This is a genomic window from Hyphomonas sp. (genome assembly GCF_018402285.1).
Classification (GTDB): Bacteria; Pseudomonadota; Alphaproteobacteria; order Caulobacterales; family Hyphomonadaceae; genus Hyphomonas.
In genome coordinates this window covers 235794-252005 of record NZ_JAGYJH010000003.1, presented here as the reverse complement: position 1 = coordinate 252005, position 16212 = coordinate 235794, and the positions used below count along the sequence as shown (strand labels likewise).

Annotated in this window: 13 protein-coding genes; 4 read left to right on the top strand and 9 right to left on the bottom strand. The window is 64.4% G+C overall.

Annotated features, from left to right (window positions below; translation table 11 throughout):
- Positions 1–34: 34 nt before the first annotated feature.
- The gene (locus tag KG722_RS03675; RefSeq protein ID WP_213269560.1) at positions 35–1966 is read right to left on the bottom strand and encodes a hypothetical protein; all 1932 of its coding nucleotides are present in this window, start codon (positions 1964–1966) and stop codon (positions 35–37) included.
- A 177-nt stretch (positions 1967–2143) separates the two neighbouring features.
- On the opposite strand from KG722_RS03675, the gene KG722_RS03670 reads away from it, so the two are divergent.
- The gene (locus KG722_RS03670) at positions 2144–3385 is read left to right on the top strand and encodes an argininosuccinate synthase (protein WP_213269558.1); all 1242 of its coding nucleotides are present in this window, start codon (positions 2144–2146) and stop codon (positions 3383–3385) included.
- Positions 3386–3790: 405 nt separating this feature from the next.
- On the opposite strand, the gene cobT is transcribed toward KG722_RS03670, so the two are convergent.
- A complete protein-coding gene (gene cobT / locus KG722_RS03665; protein WP_213269556.1) occupies positions 3791–5788 on the bottom strand; it encodes a cobaltochelatase subunit CobT in 1998 nt (665 codons plus the stop codon).
- 30 nt (positions 5789–5818) lie between these two features.
- Positions 5819–6802, bottom strand: a complete 984-nt coding sequence (gene cobS, locus KG722_RS03660) for a cobaltochelatase subunit CobS (protein WP_213269555.1) — start codon at positions 6800–6802, stop codon at positions 5819–5821.
- Between the two features lie 171 nt (positions 6803–6973).
- Here cobS and KG722_RS03655 point away from each other — a divergent pair, with 171 nt between their 5' ends.
- Positions 6974–8221, top strand: coding sequence for a hypothetical protein (locus KG722_RS03655; RefSeq protein WP_213269553.1), 1248 nt, complete (start codon positions 6974–6976; stop codon positions 8219–8221).
- A 16-nt stretch (positions 8222–8237) separates the two neighbouring features.
- Here the strand turns inward: KG722_RS03655 and msrA are convergent, their stop codons facing one another.
- From msrA to rpmB, 3 genes are all read right to left on the bottom strand, one after another.
- A complete protein-coding gene (gene msrA / locus KG722_RS03650) occupies positions 8238–8855 on the bottom strand; it encodes a peptide-methionine (S)-S-oxide reductase MsrA (protein WP_213269551.1) in 618 nt (205 codons plus the stop codon).
- Positions 8856–8971: 116 nt separating this feature from the next.
- Positions 8972–10627, bottom strand: coding sequence for an amidohydrolase (locus tag KG722_RS03645; protein WP_213269549.1), 1656 nt, complete (start codon positions 10625–10627; stop codon positions 8972–8974).
- A 228-nt stretch (positions 10628–10855) separates the two neighbouring features.
- The gene (gene rpmB / locus KG722_RS03640) at positions 10856–11143 is read right to left on the bottom strand and encodes a 50S ribosomal protein L28 (protein WP_213269547.1); all 288 of its coding nucleotides are present in this window, start codon (positions 11141–11143) and stop codon (positions 10856–10858) included.
- A gap of 267 nt (positions 11144–11410) precedes the next feature.
- Between rpmB and KG722_RS03635 the strand changes: the two genes are divergently transcribed.
- Positions 11411–12304, top strand: coding sequence for a DUF3108 domain-containing protein (locus KG722_RS03635; protein WP_213269545.1), 894 nt, complete (start codon positions 11411–11413; stop codon positions 12302–12304).
- On the opposite strand, the gene KG722_RS03630 is transcribed toward KG722_RS03635, so the two are convergent.
- Positions 12301–13326, bottom strand: coding sequence for an RluA family pseudouridine synthase (locus tag KG722_RS03630; RefSeq protein WP_213271554.1), 1026 nt, complete (start codon positions 13324–13326; stop codon positions 12301–12303). The genes KG722_RS03635 and KG722_RS03630 overlap by 4 nt on opposite strands.
- A gap of 93 nt (positions 13327–13419) precedes the next feature.
- Here KG722_RS03630 and KG722_RS03625 point away from each other — a divergent pair, with 93 nt between their 5' ends.
- Positions 13420–15105 carry an alkaline phosphatase D family protein gene (locus KG722_RS03625; RefSeq protein ID WP_213269543.1) on the top strand — a complete coding sequence of 562 codons (1686 nt, stop codon included), beginning with the start codon at positions 13420–13422 and terminating at the stop codon, positions 15103–15105.
- 4 nt (positions 15106–15109) lie between these two features.
- Here KG722_RS03625 and KG722_RS03620 read toward each other — a convergent pair whose 3' ends face one another.
- Together KG722_RS03620 and KG722_RS03615 are read right to left on the bottom strand one after the other, a co-directional pair.
- Positions 15110–15868 carry an SDR family oxidoreductase gene (locus tag KG722_RS03620; protein WP_213269542.1) on the bottom strand — a complete coding sequence of 253 codons (759 nt, stop codon included), beginning with the start codon at positions 15866–15868 and terminating at the stop codon, positions 15110–15112.
- Between the two features lie 110 nt (positions 15869–15978).
- Positions 15979–16146: a DUF465 domain-containing protein gene (locus tag KG722_RS03615; RefSeq protein ID WP_300998216.1), complete on the bottom strand. Its 168-nt coding sequence runs from the start codon at positions 16144–16146 to the stop codon at positions 15979–15981.
- Positions 16147–16212: the final 66 nt, after the last annotated feature.

Sequence of the window (16212 nt, the reverse complement as noted above, 5' to 3'; positions counted from 1 at the left end):
TTTGCAGGCTTTCCGCCGGCAGGCAACTGCAAGCTCAGACGTTGCCCGCCGTCGCCGCTGAGAGGCGCGCGAGCATCCACTGCCCGTCTGCGCCCTGGCAGGCAGAGAACCGGCCGCGCTCCTGACCGGGCAGCGCATAGGCAATATCGCGGCACATTACGGAGACGTTCACTACCGGCTGTTCGGCATAGGCGCGGTTTACAGTTTCGCCCTTACCCACAGTGTAACCAACAGTCCTCAGGTTTGCTTCGCCTGCACTGACAAGCTGTGTCCGCTCGAAGCTGATGTCGATCCGGCGACCGTCGGGGGTTGCCAGCTGATGCTTGGTGCCGTCAGGGCTGATGACCACAAGACGGGCAAATTCCTTCTGCAGCCGGGTCATGGCTTCGGCGCTGATCGTGTCACCGGCCGTCAGGGCTACCCGCTCGCCGATGAACACATCGGCGCCGCGCCGGGCTTCGGCCGGGCCGGCCACAAACGGGCGTACTTCGGGCGCACGGGCCGTGAGAATAGCGGGGCCGGTTCGGGTGACAGGCTCAAATGGTGCAGACGGAACGACGGCCGGTGACGCAGGCTTGAGCGAAGGCGCTCTGGGCGGAACGGCGGGCAGCGCGGCAGCGGGTGCAGCAACAGCCGCCGCAAGCGTGATCGCTGGCGCCTCGGCCTTGCGGGTGGCCAGTCTCCGGGCTTCTGCATCGGCAAGGCGCTTGGCCTCAAGATCGGCGAGGCGGCGCGCCTCCGCAGCCTGGGCAGTCCGCTGCGCGTCGAGCGCAGCAAGCCGGCGGGCTTCCTCTTCGGCAGCCTTTTTGGCCGAAAGGTCTGCCAGGCGCTTCTGCTCGGCGCGGGCGGCGGCATTGCGCGCTGCCACTTCCGCAAGGCGGCGGGCCTCGGCCTCAGCAGCCACCCGGCGCGATTCCAGTTCGGCAAGGCGGGTTGCTTCGACTTCGGCTGCGCGCTGGGCTTCGAGCTCGGCCACACGGCGCTGCTCGGCAAAGGCGGCGGCGGCGCGATCTGCTTCCAGACGAGCGAGCCGGTCAGCCTCGGCCCTTGCGGCGGCATCGGCCTGAGCCCGCGCAGCCAGGCGGGCAGCCTCTTCATTGGCAATCCGCTCAGCCTCTTCCCGCGCCAGGCGCTGGCGTTCGGCATCGATTGCGGCGTCACGGGCAATGAGCGCATCGGCATCGGCCTGGGCGGCAGAGGCGAGGCGTCCGGCTTCTGCGTCGGCAATGGCGGCCGAAGCAAGGCGCTGGGCGTCTTCCTGCTGGAGGCGTGCAGCTTCGCGCTCGGAGGCCTCGAATGCGTCTACCCGCGTCTTGAGATAATCGGCCATGCCGCGGTAATCGAACCAGGGCTGGACATCGGTGCCAAGTGGGGTGGCCGCTTCTTGGACGGCCACAGCCGAGACTGAAGCCGGAAGGACGGCCGGGCCGGCATCGGCGCGCGAGGCAGCATCTCCCTCGTCCGGCAGAACGCCGGGCTTTCCGTTCAGGGCGCTGTCGATGGCTAGCAGGGAAAGGCCAGCAAGACCAAGCACGGCGAGACCGGCAAAGGCGAGCTGGGAGTATTCCCCGAAGCGGCCGAGGCCGGTGGCCTGTTCTTGTTCATCAGTGTCAGCTTCAGGCGTTTCGGCGACCGGCGGCACGATGACGACCGGCGCCTTGCGGATTTCCTCGCGCTGGTGGACTGTTTCCGGGCGTGGCGGGGGCGCCCAGGCTTCAGGGCGGCCGGCGGGCGGAACGCGGCGCGGCTCGGAGCGGGTCTGCACCGTTGTTGTTGTGGCGGCCGTGGCCGTGGCAACCGGGCGCGGGCGGCGCTCACGCGGGGCTGGCGTGGCCTCCTCTTCCCGGGGCTGATAACCGGCGAGGATGGCGAGGGTGGATTGGGGCCGCATGCCATCGCGCGCCCGTAAGCGGGCACGGAAAGGCGCATCGCCCGTTTCGACTGGTTTCAGCGGCTCCTGCAGCATCAGCCCGTTCTCCCGAGGCACCAAAGGTTAACAAGGGGCCTATCTGGCATTTACTATAAAGGAGCTAACAGAAGGAAACCATAAAATTCCCTGTAAGGCGCCGCCTTGTCAGGGCAGGTGCGGGACTTTAAGGCAACAGAACTCCGTTTCCGCCCCAGAAAGTCGACAGAAAATCCTATGGCCAACGCTGCTTCCGCTCCGAAAAAGGTAGTTCTTGCCTATTCCGGAGGTTTAGACACCTCGATCATCCTAAAATGGCTGCAGACCGAGTTTGGCTGTGAAGTCGTCACGTTCACGGCCGATCTCGGCCAGGGCGAGGAGTTGGAACCGGCCCGCGCCAAGGCGCTGAAGATGGGCGTGAAGCCGGAAAACATCTTCATCGAAGATGTGCGCGAGGAATTCGTGCGCGACTTCGTCTTCCCGATGTTCCGGGCGAACGCGGTTTATGAAGGCGTCTACCTCCTCGGCACCTCGATTGCCCGGCCGCTGATTGCCAAGCGCCAGATCGAGATTGCCGATATGGTCGGCGCCGACGCCGTCTGCCATGGCGCGACCGGCAAGGGGAATGATCAGGTCCGCTTCGAGCTTGGCTATTATGGCCTCAACCCCGACATCAAGGTGATTGCGCCCTGGCGGGACTGGGCGTTCAAATCGCGGACCGACCTGCTGAAATTTGCCGAAGAGCACGGCATTCCGATTGCCACCGACAAACGCGGCGACGCGCCTTTCTCGGTGGACGCGAACCTTCTACACTCCTCCTCCGAGGGTAAGGTTCTGGAAAACCCGGCTGAGCCTGCACCAGAATTCGTGCACATGCGCACGATCAGCCCGGAAGAGGCGCCCGACCGGGCCGAGACCATCACCATCAGCTTTGAGAAGGGCGATGCCTGCGCCATCAATGGCGAGGCGATGAGCCCGGCGACACTGCTGACGGAACTCAACGCTTACGGCAAGAAGCACGGCATAGGCCGGCTCGACCTGCTGGAAAACCGCTTCGTCGGCATGAAATCGCGCGGCATTTACGAGACGCCGGGCGGGACGATCCTGCTGGTGGCTCACCGCGGCATCGAGCAGGCGACGCTCGACCGGGGCGCAGCGCACCTAAAGGACGAGCTGATGCCCCGCTATGCCGAGCTCATCTATAACGGCTTCTGGTGGAGCCCGGAGCGGGAGATGCTGCAGGCGGCGATCGACCATTCGCAGCGCTTCGTGACCGGCGATGTCACCATGAAGCTCTACAAGGGCAATGCCTATCTGATCGGCCGATCGTCGCCCTATTCTCTGTACTCGGAGAAGATCGTGACCTTCGAGGACGATCACGGCGCGTATGACCAGAAGGACGCAGCGGGCTTCATAAAGCTGAACGCGCTGCGGCTGCGCCTTCTGGCGGCGCGGGACCGGAAGTTCGGGAAGAACTAGGCCAGTTTTTCACGCAGGCACAAACACCAGCGCCCTCCCCTAACCCTCAGGGGAGGCGTCTTTTTGTTCAAGCCTGTGTTTCAGGAGCTGTTGATGCCCGCCCAAGCCTGCCCCTGTGCTTCTTCGTCCAGCCGCGCCGCGGCGCGTCGGTCCAGAGGGCCGGGCGCTTCAGGATCCTGAACGGGACGGGTAGGTCCTTCAGGTAGGGTGGCAGCGGTGATGTCTGCGGCGCGGCTTTGCTGGCCATTCTGTGACCCGGACATTTGCTGCGCAAGCTCCGCGATGACACGGGTGAGGGGGTGTACGGAAGCAGAATAGGGCGGCCGCCTTCCTCGCTGAAGCAACCCTCACCCCCGATTGCTGCGCAATGGGCCCCTCCTCTCCCTCAGGGAAGGGGTTCAGGCGTTACTTCTTCCCTGACGGTTTCACCGCCTGCAGTGTCGTCGTCTTTACGTCCCTGCCCGTGGTTACCTTGCGGCCGTAACTGGGGGCGCCGGATGCGGCGCCGACAATGGCGGAGCCGCCGCGGACGGTGCGGTCCGTGAGCGGAGGGATGGACATGGCGCGAGGGTTTGGCTCGTTCTCGTCAAAGAGGGAGGCGAGCTGCTCGGTCATGGCGCCGCCAAGCTGTTCGGCGTCGACGATCGTCACCGCGCGCTTGTAGTAGCGCGTCACGTCATGGCCGATACCGATGGCGATGAGCTCGACCGGCGAGCGGGTTTCGATTTCCTCGATCACCTGGCGCAAGTGGCGTTCCAGATAATTGCCGACGTTTACATTCAGCGTGGAATCGTCGACCGGGGCACCGTCTGAAATGACCATCAGGATCTTGCGCTGCTCGGGGCGGGCCAGCAGGCGGTCATGCGCCCAGAGGAGGGCTTCGCCGTCGATATTCTCCTTGAGCAGACCTTCGCGCATCATCAGGCCGAGATTCCGGCGCGCGCGGCGATAGGGCGCGTCGGCCTGCTTGTAGAGGATGTGGCGGATGTCATTCAGGCGACCGGGGGCCTGGGGCTTGCCGGCCTTCACCCAGTCTTCCCGCGCGATACCGCCCTTCCAGGCCTTGGTGGTGAAGCCGAGGATTTCGGTTTTCACCGCGCAGCGCTCCAGCGTGCGGGCGAGAATATCCGCGCACAGAGCAGCGACCATGATCGGGCGCCCGCGCATCGACCCGGAATTATCCAGCAGGAGCGTGACAACCGTATCGCGGAACTTGGTGTCGTCTTCCTGTTTGAAGGAGAGCGGCGCGGTGGGGTCTGTGATGACGCGGGTGAGGCGGGCGGTGTCGAGCACGCCCTCTTCCAGATCGAAGCTCCACGTGCGGTTCTGCTGGGCCATCAGGCGGCGCTGGAGCTTGTTGGCAAGCTTGGCGACGGCGCCCTGCAGTCCCTGGAGCTGGTGGTCGAGATAGGCGCGCAGCCGGGTGAGTTCTTCGGCGTCGCAGAGGTCTGCCGCGTTGGCGATCTCGTCATGGGCGCGGGTGAATACCTTGTAGTTGAAGCGGTTGCGATCGTCCCCGTCCTGGAAATTTGGGCGCAGGGGCTTGGTCCCGTCCTCGGCCTCGTCGGGGGTATCATCCGCATCCAGATCAGCTTCCTGATCGACCGTGACATTAGCCTCTTCGCCGTCAATGTCCTCGGTCTCACCCGCTTCCAGCTGATCGGCGGAGGCGCCCATTTCCTCTTCGGTGGAGGCGTCGTTCTCGCCCGACTGGTTCTGCTCCTCGTCCTGCTCCTCGGAGGGAGCGTCGTCTTCGGTCTCGGCCTCGTCGCCCGGCAAGTCGGAGGCGGTAAGATCACGGATGATCGAACGGATGGTGCGGGCAAACTCGGCCTGGTCGTGAAGCTGGCCGGTGAGGGCGTCAAGCGCCTTGCCAGCGTTCGCCTCGACCTTTTCGCGCCAGACGTCAGCGACGCGCTTTGCGCTTTCGGGCAGCGGGCGGCCGGTCAGCTTCTCGCGCAGCAGGAATTCCAGCGCCGGGGCGAGGACGGCGTCGGGGTCTTCCGAGCCGAGGCCGAAATTAGTCGACCGGCAGCGAAAATCGAGCACGGCTTCGAGGTTTCCGGCGGTGCCTTCCATGGCATTGGCGCCGAGGCTTTCGATGCGCGCGGTTTCGGCTGCTTCATAAACCTTGCGCGGAGTGTCTCCCTGCGGACGGTTGGCGAGGTGGGCGGCAGTGTCGTGATGGGCGCGGCGCAGGGCGAGCGCGTCGGCCTCACCGCGGATGCGCGCGGCGAGTTCGGCGGAGACTTCCACCGGAGGCGCGCGCAGCACAAGGCGCGCGCCCTGGTCGCCGGTATCGGGGCCGAAACCGACCTCGATATCGCGCTCGGCGCTCATCGCCTTGGTGGTGGCGGCGAGCGCGGCTTTAAACAGCTCCTGGGGGCTTGTGTCCTTTGCCATGGGGTCACCCTTGCGGGACGCGTGCCTTCCTTATGCGACCTTCACCATCAGTGGGCTTTCGGGGAGTTCCACCCCGAAGCAGCGCTGATACATCTCGGCGACCAGGGGGCGCTCAAGCTCGTCACACTTGTTGAGGAAGGTCATGCGGAAGGCATGGCCGAGATCGCCGAAGATGGCGAAGTTTTCTGCCCAGGTGATGACGGTGCGCGGGCTCATGACGGTCGAGAGGTCGCCCGCCATGAAGGCGTTGCGGGTGAGGTCTGCCATGGTGACCATCTTGGCGATGGTGGGATCTTCCACGCCGGTGGCCTTCGACTTGATGATCTCGACCTCGGCGTCATGAGTGAGATAGTTCAGTGTGGTGACGATGCTCCAGCGGTCCATCTGGCCCTGGTTGAGCTGCTGGGTGCCGTGATAGAGGCCGGTCGTGTCACCAAGGCCGACGGTATTGGTCGTCGCGAAGAGGCGGAAATACGGGTTGGGCGCGATCACTCGGTTCTGGTCGAGCAGGGTGAGCTTGCCGGAGGCCTCGAGCACGCGCTGAATCACGAACATCACGTCCGGGCGGCCCGCGTCATACTCGTCGAACACGATGGCGACGGGACGCTGCAGCGCCCAAGGGAGAATGCCTTCGCGGAATTCGGTGATCTGGACGCCGTCTTTCAGGACGATGGCATCCTTGCCGACCATATCGATCCGGCTGACATGGCTGTCGAGGTTGACGCGGATCATCGGCCAGTTGAGGCGGGCGGCAACCTGTTCGATGTGGGTGGATTTGCCCGTGCCGTGATAGCCCTGAACCATAACGCGGCGATTGTGCTCGAAGCCGGCGAGAATGGCGAGCGTGGTCTGGGGATCAAAGCGGTAGGCGGGATCGATCTCGGGCACGTATTCGGTGCGCGTCTTGAAGCCGTGGACCACCATGGCGGTGTCGAGGCCGAACACCTTTTTGACGTTCACTTTTTCGGTCGGCTTCATGCCTTCCAGGGCATTGGTGTCGGACATAACGGTCATGGGATATCAGGCTCGCCTGCGGGAGGATTTGATTGAGACTCCGGGTTCTAGCACGGGATGGCCCCGCGCCTAGTGCGACGCAACGTAAAGTCTGCAGCGGGCCTGAACAGGGGGGTGACAGGTGGGGGGCCATCCTAGCCTGACGGGCAGGGTTTCAGGGGATGTAAGATCATGCTTTCAGCGGGCGCCAGAACGCTTTGGACCACGCTTTTCCTGTTGTTTGCGGGGGTGGCATCGCCGGCCGCTTCGGCGCAGGGGGTCGGAGCTGAGCCAGGGGCCGCCCTTCTCCAGAAGGGGCTGGCACACAAGGCAGGCTCGTATGGCGCCCCGGACTATGAGGCAGCCTATGTGCAGTTTCTTGACGCCGCAGATGCGGGCGTGGCGGCCGGCTATGCCGAAGCGGCCGCGCTGAAGGAGGCCGGGCTCGTCACCTCCGGCGAGACGGCGCAGGACAATCTGGATGCGGCCTATTTATACAGCGCCGGCGCTGAGGCGGGCTGCTTCCCCTGCATGCTCTCGGCGGCGCGTATGTATGAGACCGCCCCCATCGGCGTCCAGCAGGACCTCGCGCAGGCGCTGACCTGGTATTCGAAGGCATATGAGCGCAGCCCGCTCAAGTCGGATGCAGAGTTCGAACATGTCAGGCGCGTTTCATCCAGGGGCTATGACGCGGCCGTCGCCCTCATGAATGCAGGCGAGCATTGGGACGCCTATCACCAGTTTGAAACGCTGTGCGAATTCAAGGGCCCAGCCGCCTGCTACAGGCTGGGCCTCTATCGGGGCGCGTTCAATTCGCCCTATGGCAAGGATGAGGCGGCCGCCCTCGCCCCCCTCGCCTTTGCCTGCGACCATAAAGTGCCCGGCGCGTGCAAATCGCATGCAGAGCTGACTGGCTTTGTAGGACCAGGCGCGGGCTATTCCAATGGATACCGGGCCGAGCGGTATTTCAAATCGGCCTGCAACGCTGCTACCCCGGACCATGAAGCCTGCTTCAATGTCGCCTGGCTGAACTATTACACCGATTACGGACTGAACAATTGGGAGACAATCCGCACCTATTCCACCACGGCCTGCTTCCAGGGCGGCCACAGCACCTCCTGCAGTCTTGCCATGAAGATGGCGCAGATGATGGGGCCCCCGCCCGGATCGGTGCGCGCAGACTCCGGCGGAAACTGGGGCCGCACGGTGGATGATGCCATCGGGGGCATTTTCGCGGCGCTGGCGAGCGGGGCGAGCACCTATGCCCAGACGGGAAGTGTTGGCGGCTCAGGCAACTACGCCTCAGGAAATGCGGGAAGTTCCACAGGGAATGTCGCCGCCTGGCAGGCTAATCGCGACTGGAATGAAGCGCGCCGGGCCACCGCCAATATAGGCACGGCTTATTCCTCCTCCTGCCGGCCGGGGAATACCTACTGCTGAAGCATAAGGCCCTGCCCTATTCGGTCTGCCAGACCTTTTTCAGGGTCTCTTCGCGGCGGCTGCCCTTCTTGTAGGCTTCGTATCGGTCGGGCTCTTTCAGGTAATAGTCCTGATGATACTCCTCGGCAGGGTAAAATTCGCTGGCTGGGACGACCGCCGTGGCGATGGGCTGCTTCAGGCGTTTGGCGTTGGCTTCGAGTGAGGCGCGGGCGGCAGCGGCCTGCGCGTCGTCGAGCACATAGATGGCGGTGCGATACTGGCTGCCCCGGTCATAGAACTGACCCCCTTCATCGGTCGGGTCGATGTTAGACCAGAAGACTTCCAGAAGCTGGTCATAGCTGACGACCGCCGGATCGTAGATCACTTCGACCGCTTCGGCGTGATCGCCCATGCGCTGGTAGGTCGGATCTGGCGTGGTGCCGCCGGTATAACCGGAGACGACCGTGCGCACGCCGGGCACTTCCTCAAGCTCTGCCTCGATGCACCAGAAACAGCCGCCGGCGAAAACAGCGATGGCTTCATTTTCAGCTGGTTCGGCCCGGGCGGCAGGCTCGGCGCTGGCCGTCTGAGGGAGGGCCGCGTTGCTGCAGGCGGCAAGGCAGGCGGCGGCAGCCGCGAGAAGGAGGGTGCGCATTGGGAACCTTTCTTGCGCGCCCGGACTGGCACGCGGGATATGTAGGCAAAGGTATGGAGCGCGGGGGCTGCGTCCAGCCCGGCGCCTTTCACAATGCGGAGAGGCCTGTGGCTTCCCTAGCGGGCGTCGAACACAATCTCGCCAGCCACTACGGTCATCACAGGTTTGGCCTCAAGGATTTCGGCTTCCGGAACGGTCATGAGATCGCGGTCAAACACGGTGAAATCCGCGATTTTCTCGGGTTCGATGGTGCCGAGATCCTCCTCCTGGAAGCTGGCATAAGCGGGGCCAGTGGTGAACATCTTCAGCGCCTGCCCCCGGGTGACCGCTTCTTCGGGATGCCAGCCTTCACCTGAAAAGCCCGTTAGGTCCCTGCGGGCGACCGCTGCGTAGAACTCGATAGTGGGGGAGCCCACCTCCACCGGCGCATCCGAGCCGCCTGCAATGATGGCGCCCGCATTCAGAAGGCTCGACCAGGCATAGGCGCCGCGAAGCCGGTCGATTCCGACCCGGGCTGGGGCAAAATGCAGGTCGCCGATGGCATGGCTCGGCTGCATCGAGGGGATCAACCCGCTGGTGGCAAGCCGGTCGATGTCATCAGGATGCAGCATCTGGGCGTGTTCGATGCGCCAGCGCAGACCAGCGCCAAACCCAAGCTCCTCGAATTTCTCGAGAATGCGGCGGTTGGCGAGATCGCCGATGGCGTGGATCGAGAGCTGAACGCCGTTTTTCTCGGCATCCATCATCAGATTGTGCAGGCTGTAGATGCTGAGAATCTCCAGACCGCTGGTTTCGGGACGATCCGAGTAAGGCTCGATCAGGAGCGCGCCCCGGCTGCCGAGGGCGCCGTCGATATAGATTTTCAGAGCGCGGTTGGTGATCTTCGCGGTTTCATGCTTACGGCCTTCGGCCATTTCGGAGCCGTTTTCATTGAAGGCGTTGTAAACGCGCAGCGGCAGACGGCCGGTTTCGTCGAGCTCCTTGAGCAGGCGGGCATGGTCGCGCAGGGCGCTCATATTGTGAATGCCGGTCCAGCCGCGCGCAGCGTAGGTCCTGGCGCCGATTTCGAGCGCCTGCTGGATCTGCTCGTAGGACGGGTCGTCAACAAGGGAGAGCACCGGATACATCGCCTCGTCGATGACGATACCGGTCGCCTTGAAATTCTCGTCACGTTCGGTGCGGCCGCCGGCGGGATCGCCGGTAATGTCGTAAATTTCAGCGGCTTTCAGCGCGGCGGTGTTGGCGACGAGGGCGTGGCCATCCGAGCGGACGAGGATGACCGGATTGTCCGGGCTGACCATGTCGAGATCGGCCGCGGCCGGCATGCGACCCTCGGGCCAGCCGGTTTCGATCCAGCCGCGCCCGAAGAGTACCTCGCCGGGCGCCATGCCCTGCAGCTCGGCTTCCACGCGGGTGACGAGTTCGTCAATCGAGGCGGTGCCTTCGAGGTTGAGGAGCATCTCCCGCTCGCCGATGCCCTGCAGATGGGCGTGGGCATCGGTGAAACCGGGGAACATGACGGCGCCGGCAAGGTCGATGATCTCGACTTCGTCCTCGCTCCAGTCATGCGAGAGGGGCGGGGCGGTGCCGAGGATGCGGCCGTCGGGGCCGACGATGACGGCCTCTACCGTGGCGGGGTCTTCCAGGCCGGTATATATCGTGCCGCCGGTGAAGATGCGGGTCTTGCCGTCTGCAGCGGGCGCAGCAGGGGCCGGATCGGTGCAGCCGGCCAGAGCGATGGCGGCGAGCGCGGCGATAATGGTGAGACGCATGGGGTTCCCCTTCCCTCTGTTGCGCCATTTCATGGACCGGTTCCCGGCCCCGCGCTACCCCCCGGAACGGGCCAAACGCGGGTCAAACGGCGCCCATTCATGGACAGTCCGTGCCAAAGAGGGGACAACTCTGGCCATTCGTGGCCAGTCCCGAACAAAAGAAAACGCCGGACCTTGCGGGGTCCGGCGTCTTGTCTTGTCAGCGCGTGACAGCGGTGAGGCAGGACCTCAGGCGGTGACGGCTTTTTTCGCGATGTCGCGCTTGATCTTGAGAGCCTTGTCGGACAGGCCGGCTTCCTTCGCCTTGGCGAGGAAGGCATCGAGGCCGCCGAGCTTGTCGACCGTGCGCAGGGCCTTGGCCGCGATGCGCATGCGGAAATCCTGGTTCAGGGTTTCCGAGTGCAGCGTAACCTGAACCAGGTTTGGCAGGTAGCGGCGCTTGGTCTTGATCTGGGAGTGGCTGACAATATTGCCAACCATCGGCTTGGTGCCTGTAAGTTCACATTCGCGGGACATGGGCCTCGCTCCGAAAAAGAGGTGTTCTTTGATCTGAAGGCGCGCGTCTACAGTCTGCGGGGGCGCCCTGTCAACCGCCGGGATCAGGCTTGCGAGCTGAGAAATGCGCTCCCATGTCACGGACTGTCACTTTATGTCAGTGGGCGGGGCCTGGAGAATGCGGCATGTTGAAGGCCGGTTCGTTCAGGCGGCGTTGGGACAGGGCGACTATATGAGACCCCAATAGCGGGCTTTTTGCCTGCCTGACCGATAAGGACGATCCTCCCGATGAAGCGCCTCCTCCTTGCTGCAGCTGCCACGATCGCCATGGCAGGCCTCTCGACCGCCGACACCGCGCCCGCCGCTCCAAAGAACAGCCTGCTGGCGAATGTGAAGGCGGGCGAGCCCATGCGCATGATCTATGAACTCGACGCGCGGGCGATGATCCTGATCATTCCGGCCACCGGCCGGGCGAGCTTCAATGTGGAAATGAAGCCCAATACCTACACCATCAAATCCAAGGTGCGCACGACGGGCCTGGCCGATGTGTTCGTCAATTATGACATGGAACTGGCCGCGTCCGGCTTTGTGCGGGCCGGGGAGCTGAAAACCTCCGGCTATGTCTCGCAGAACCGCGACGGGAAGAAGAACCGCCGGGTCGAGCTGTCGATGAAGAATGACGGCTTCACCATGACCGCCAAGCCGACCTTCGGAAATCTGGGCGACCCGGCCGCAACGCAGGAGCAGGCGATCCTGGCCAATGACCCGCTGACGGCGCTGATCACCTTTGCGCTGGAGCCGAGGGCCAAGGGGGCTGACCCCTGCGGCGGGCCGATCCGCGTGTTTGATGGCAAGCAGCTGACCTACCTGCACCTGAAGAATGCCGGCACGGCGAATGTAAAAAGCCCCGCCTGGAGCGGCAAGGCGATCGAGTGCCATGTGACCATGGACAAGATTGCCGGCTACAAGGCAGGCGAAGTGAACAAGGACACGCTGACAGGCATCGACGGCCCACTGCGCATGTATCTGGCGCCGCTGGAAAACGGCAGCCATGTGCCGGTGCGGATCGTTGCCGACACCGACAGAGTCGGCAAGGTGACCCTGCAGGCCCGCACACTGCGGTTTGAGCCGCTGGAGACGGCGGCCGCTGCGCAAACAGGTGGTGCAGGCGGGGGACGCTAGTCGACCGGCAGTTTTCGCAGGGCGGCAATCAGGGCAGTCATGTCTTCAGGCAGCGGGGCTTCGAAACGGAGCGTCTGGCCGGTGACAGGGTGGACGAAACCCAGGACCGCCGCGTGCAACGCCTGGCGTGAGAAGGCGCGGGCGGCGGCAAGCGCCTTCTCGTAATTCACCTCACTGCCCGGCGCCTTCCAGGCCATGATGCCCGTCTGGCGGCCATAGACGGGGTCCCCGATCAGCGGGGCGCCGGCATGGGCCATGTGGACCCGGATCTGGTGGGTGCGGCCGGTTTCGAGGCGGCATTCGAGGAGCGCCGCTGCGGGTAACCGGGTGGCGCGGTCTTTATAACCGAACGTTTCGACTGCCTTGTAATGCGTAACGGCGCGGCGGGCGGCCGGGCTGTCGGGATTGCGGTGGACCGACATTTTCTTCCGGTCGTTTTCAGAGCGCGCGATGGCCGCATCTATTGTTCCCGAGAGCGGGCGCGGGGAACCGCGCGTGACGGCGCGGTAGACCCGGTCAATGTCATGCCGCTCGAACAGGGCGGCAAGGCCGGTATGGGCCGCTTCGCTCTTGGCCGCGACCATGACGCCGGAGGTGAGCTTGTCGAGCCGGTGGACGATGCCGGGACGCTCCACCCCGCCGATGCCTGACAACTGGCCCTGGCAATGATGCAGCAGCGCGTTCACCAGCGTGCCATCCTGACTGCCCGGGGCGGGATGGACCGCCATGCCGGCCGCCTTGTTGAGGATGATGATGTGGGCGTCCTCATAAAGTATTTCGAGCGGGATGGCCTCAGCCTCCGGCATGGCGGGGACCGGCGGGGGCAGGTTTACCGCATACACGAGGCCTTCCTTCACAGGAGCGCGGGGGTTTGTCTCCACCGCGCCGTCCACCGTGACAGCGCCCTCCTCGATCAGGGTCTTGGCCCGGGAACGGGAAAGGCCCTCGGCGCGGGCGCCAAGGAAGGCATCGAGGCGCTGGCCAGCGTCAGCCGCCTGCGAAGTGATCAGGATCTGGTTCATCGGCGCCTTATAGACGAAGCTTTCAGCGCGCGTCATGCTGGTGTCGCAAATTCACGCCATGAGAGCGGCACGCAACTGGGGAGTTCCTTGAAGATGGTACAGGTGACACGGCGCGGCCTGCTGGGCGGCGCAGCATTGGGCACGGTGGCGCTGGCCGCCTGCGGCAAGACGGGCCCGCAGACCTTCAAGGGCGAGGTGGCCTTCCAGCACGGGGTTGCCTCGGGCGATCCCCTGCCCGACCGGATCATCCTCTGGACGCGCGTGACGCCGCTGTCAGGCGCCGGACCGGTCCCCGTGCGATGGGAAGTGCTGCGCGCCGGGCAAGAGACGCCCGTCGCCGCTGGAATGACCGAAGCGAGCGAAGCGAGGGACTATTGCGTCAAGGTGGACGCCGCCGGGCTGCAGCCGGGGTCTGACTATACCTACCGCTTCACCGCCCTCACCGATAACGGCGACATTGCCTCCCCCGAGGGACGCCTGCGCACACCCGCCGCCAATGGCACGAGCGCGGTGAACCTTGCGGTCGTGTCCTGCTCCAACTGGCAGTTCGGCCGGTTCAACGCCTACAAGGCGCTGGCCGAAGAGCCCGGCCTCGACGCGGTGGTCCATCTGGGCGACTATCTCTATGAATACGGAATCGACGGCTATGGCGCCGAAGTGGCTGCGCAGCTTGGCCGGATGCATGAACCGTCCACGGAGATTGTAACGCTAGCCGATTATCGCAAGCGCCACGCCCAGTACAAGACAGATCCCCACCTTCAGGCCGCCCATGCGGCCGTGCCGTGGATCTGCACCTGGGACGATCACGAGAGCACCAATGACAGCTACCGGACGGGCGCGCAGAACCACAATCCGGAAGAAGGCGAAGGCGAGTGGAGCGACCGCAAGATGGCGGCAGTCCAAGCCTACTTCGAATGGATGCCGATCCGCGACATCACGCCAGGTGAAATCACGACGGCTGCCTGGCGCAGCTTCCGCTTCGGCGATGTGGCGACGCTGCATGCGCTGGAAACGCGCCTGACCGGGCGCTCGGAAAGCCTCAGCTGGGCGAGCGCCCTGGGCAATGCGGCTTCGCCGCTGGAAGTGGGCGGCAAAGCGAAAGCGCTGCTGGAAAAGGCCGCCGACCCGGCCCGCACCATGCTGGGCGCCGAGCAGGAAAGCTGGCTGAGCACGGAGCTTACCGCGTCTGTCTCTTCCGGCGCAGCCTGGCAGGTTCTGGCCAATCAGGTGATCATGGCGCGCGTGGCGCTGCCCAATTTCACCGAGACGCTGAGCCCGGCGCAGATCGCGGCGCAGGACATTCCCGAAGTGAAGGGCTTCCTGGCTTTCACGGCGCTGGGCCTGCCCTGGAACCTTGACGCCTGGGACGGTTATCCGGCCGCGCGCGAGCGGCTGTATGAAAGCGTTGCCAGCGCCGGCGCGCGTCTTGTGACGCTGGCAGGTGATACGCATACGGCCTATGCCAACGAGCTTTATGATGCCTCCGGCACGCGCCGGGGCGTGGAGTTTGGATGCACCTCAATCACCTCGCCCGGCATGGGCGCTTATGTGAAGGACGTGCCTGATCTGGGCAAACAGATTGCCAAAACGAACAATGAAGTCGTCTGGCATGACCCGTTCGGGCATGGATATACGCTGGTGACGCTGACGCCGGGAACGGCGCGGGCGGTGTTCCGAAAGGTGTCCGACATCTATGGCGAAACCTTCAGCACAGAGACGGTTGCCAGCTTCGAGGCCAGCGCGGAGGACGGCGGCGTTTCGCCGCTGAAGACGCTCTAAAGGGCTATTCCAGAACGCCCGACAGCGTCGAGCGGCCGCCATCCATGATCAGGCTCTGCCCGGTCATGAATGCCGCATCGCGCGAGGCCAGGAAGAAGGCCGCGCCGGCGATCTCGTCGGCGAGGACCGCGCGGCCGAGCGGCACGCGGCCGAGCGACCAGGGGGTGGCGCGCTCTTCGCTGGGGCGCAGGGAGACGATGGCGTTGACGCGGATCGCGTGCTCGGCAAGCTCCAGTGCGCCGGCGCGCATCACCCCCTGGATGGCCGCCTGGCTGACGGTGTCGGTGAAGCGGCCCGGCATCGACGCCTGGGCGGCATAGCGCAGCACGAAGGTGATCGAGCCTTTCTGGTATTTGCGCTCGACGCCGGTTTCGGGGAGGTCTTCCTGTTCCAGGAGGCGCTCTGCCACCACGCGCAGGGCCATGGCAGCGCCGCGGGCGGACTTGCCCAGCGCCTTCTCGAACTTCTCCTGCGAAAAATCGAGCAGCGAGTCGGGCTCTTCATAGGCGGGCACGATGACGGCGTGATCGACGCGGCCGAATGCTTCGACGGCGGCGGTAACGGCGTTGCGCAGGCCGAGGCGGGAGTGGAGCTCGCCATGATAGTACTGGATGGCTTCGTCGAGTGTGTCGCGGGCGGCGTCGATCCGCTCCTGCGAAGGGTCTGCGACGAGCACCTTGTGGCCTTCATCTTCAAACCGGCGGGCAATCGCTTCACCGACCTCGCGGCCGAGCCCCAGGACCAAGCTTACAGGCTGGCCCATGACTCAGGTCGCCGCGCATATGCAGGGGGTGGAATGGTTTAGGGGCATGGGTCCCGTTCCTGTCTTTTGGCCGGACGCGGCCTTCCCAGGAACGGGACTGCCGGAAAAGTTCAGCTGGCCTTGAGGTGTCGCAGCTGCTCCTTAACCCTGAGTTTCTGTCGCTTCAAATCCTTGAGAACGAGGCCATCGGCAGAAGGGCGTTTCTGTTCGTCGGAAATCTTCTCGTCCAGATTGCGGTGCTTCGCAGAGAGTTCACTGATGCGACCGATGAGCGACATAGGCAGTCTCCTTTCGTCTCCGGTCCGGAGTGACCGGTGATGCAAGAATGACACAGTCGTTTAGGC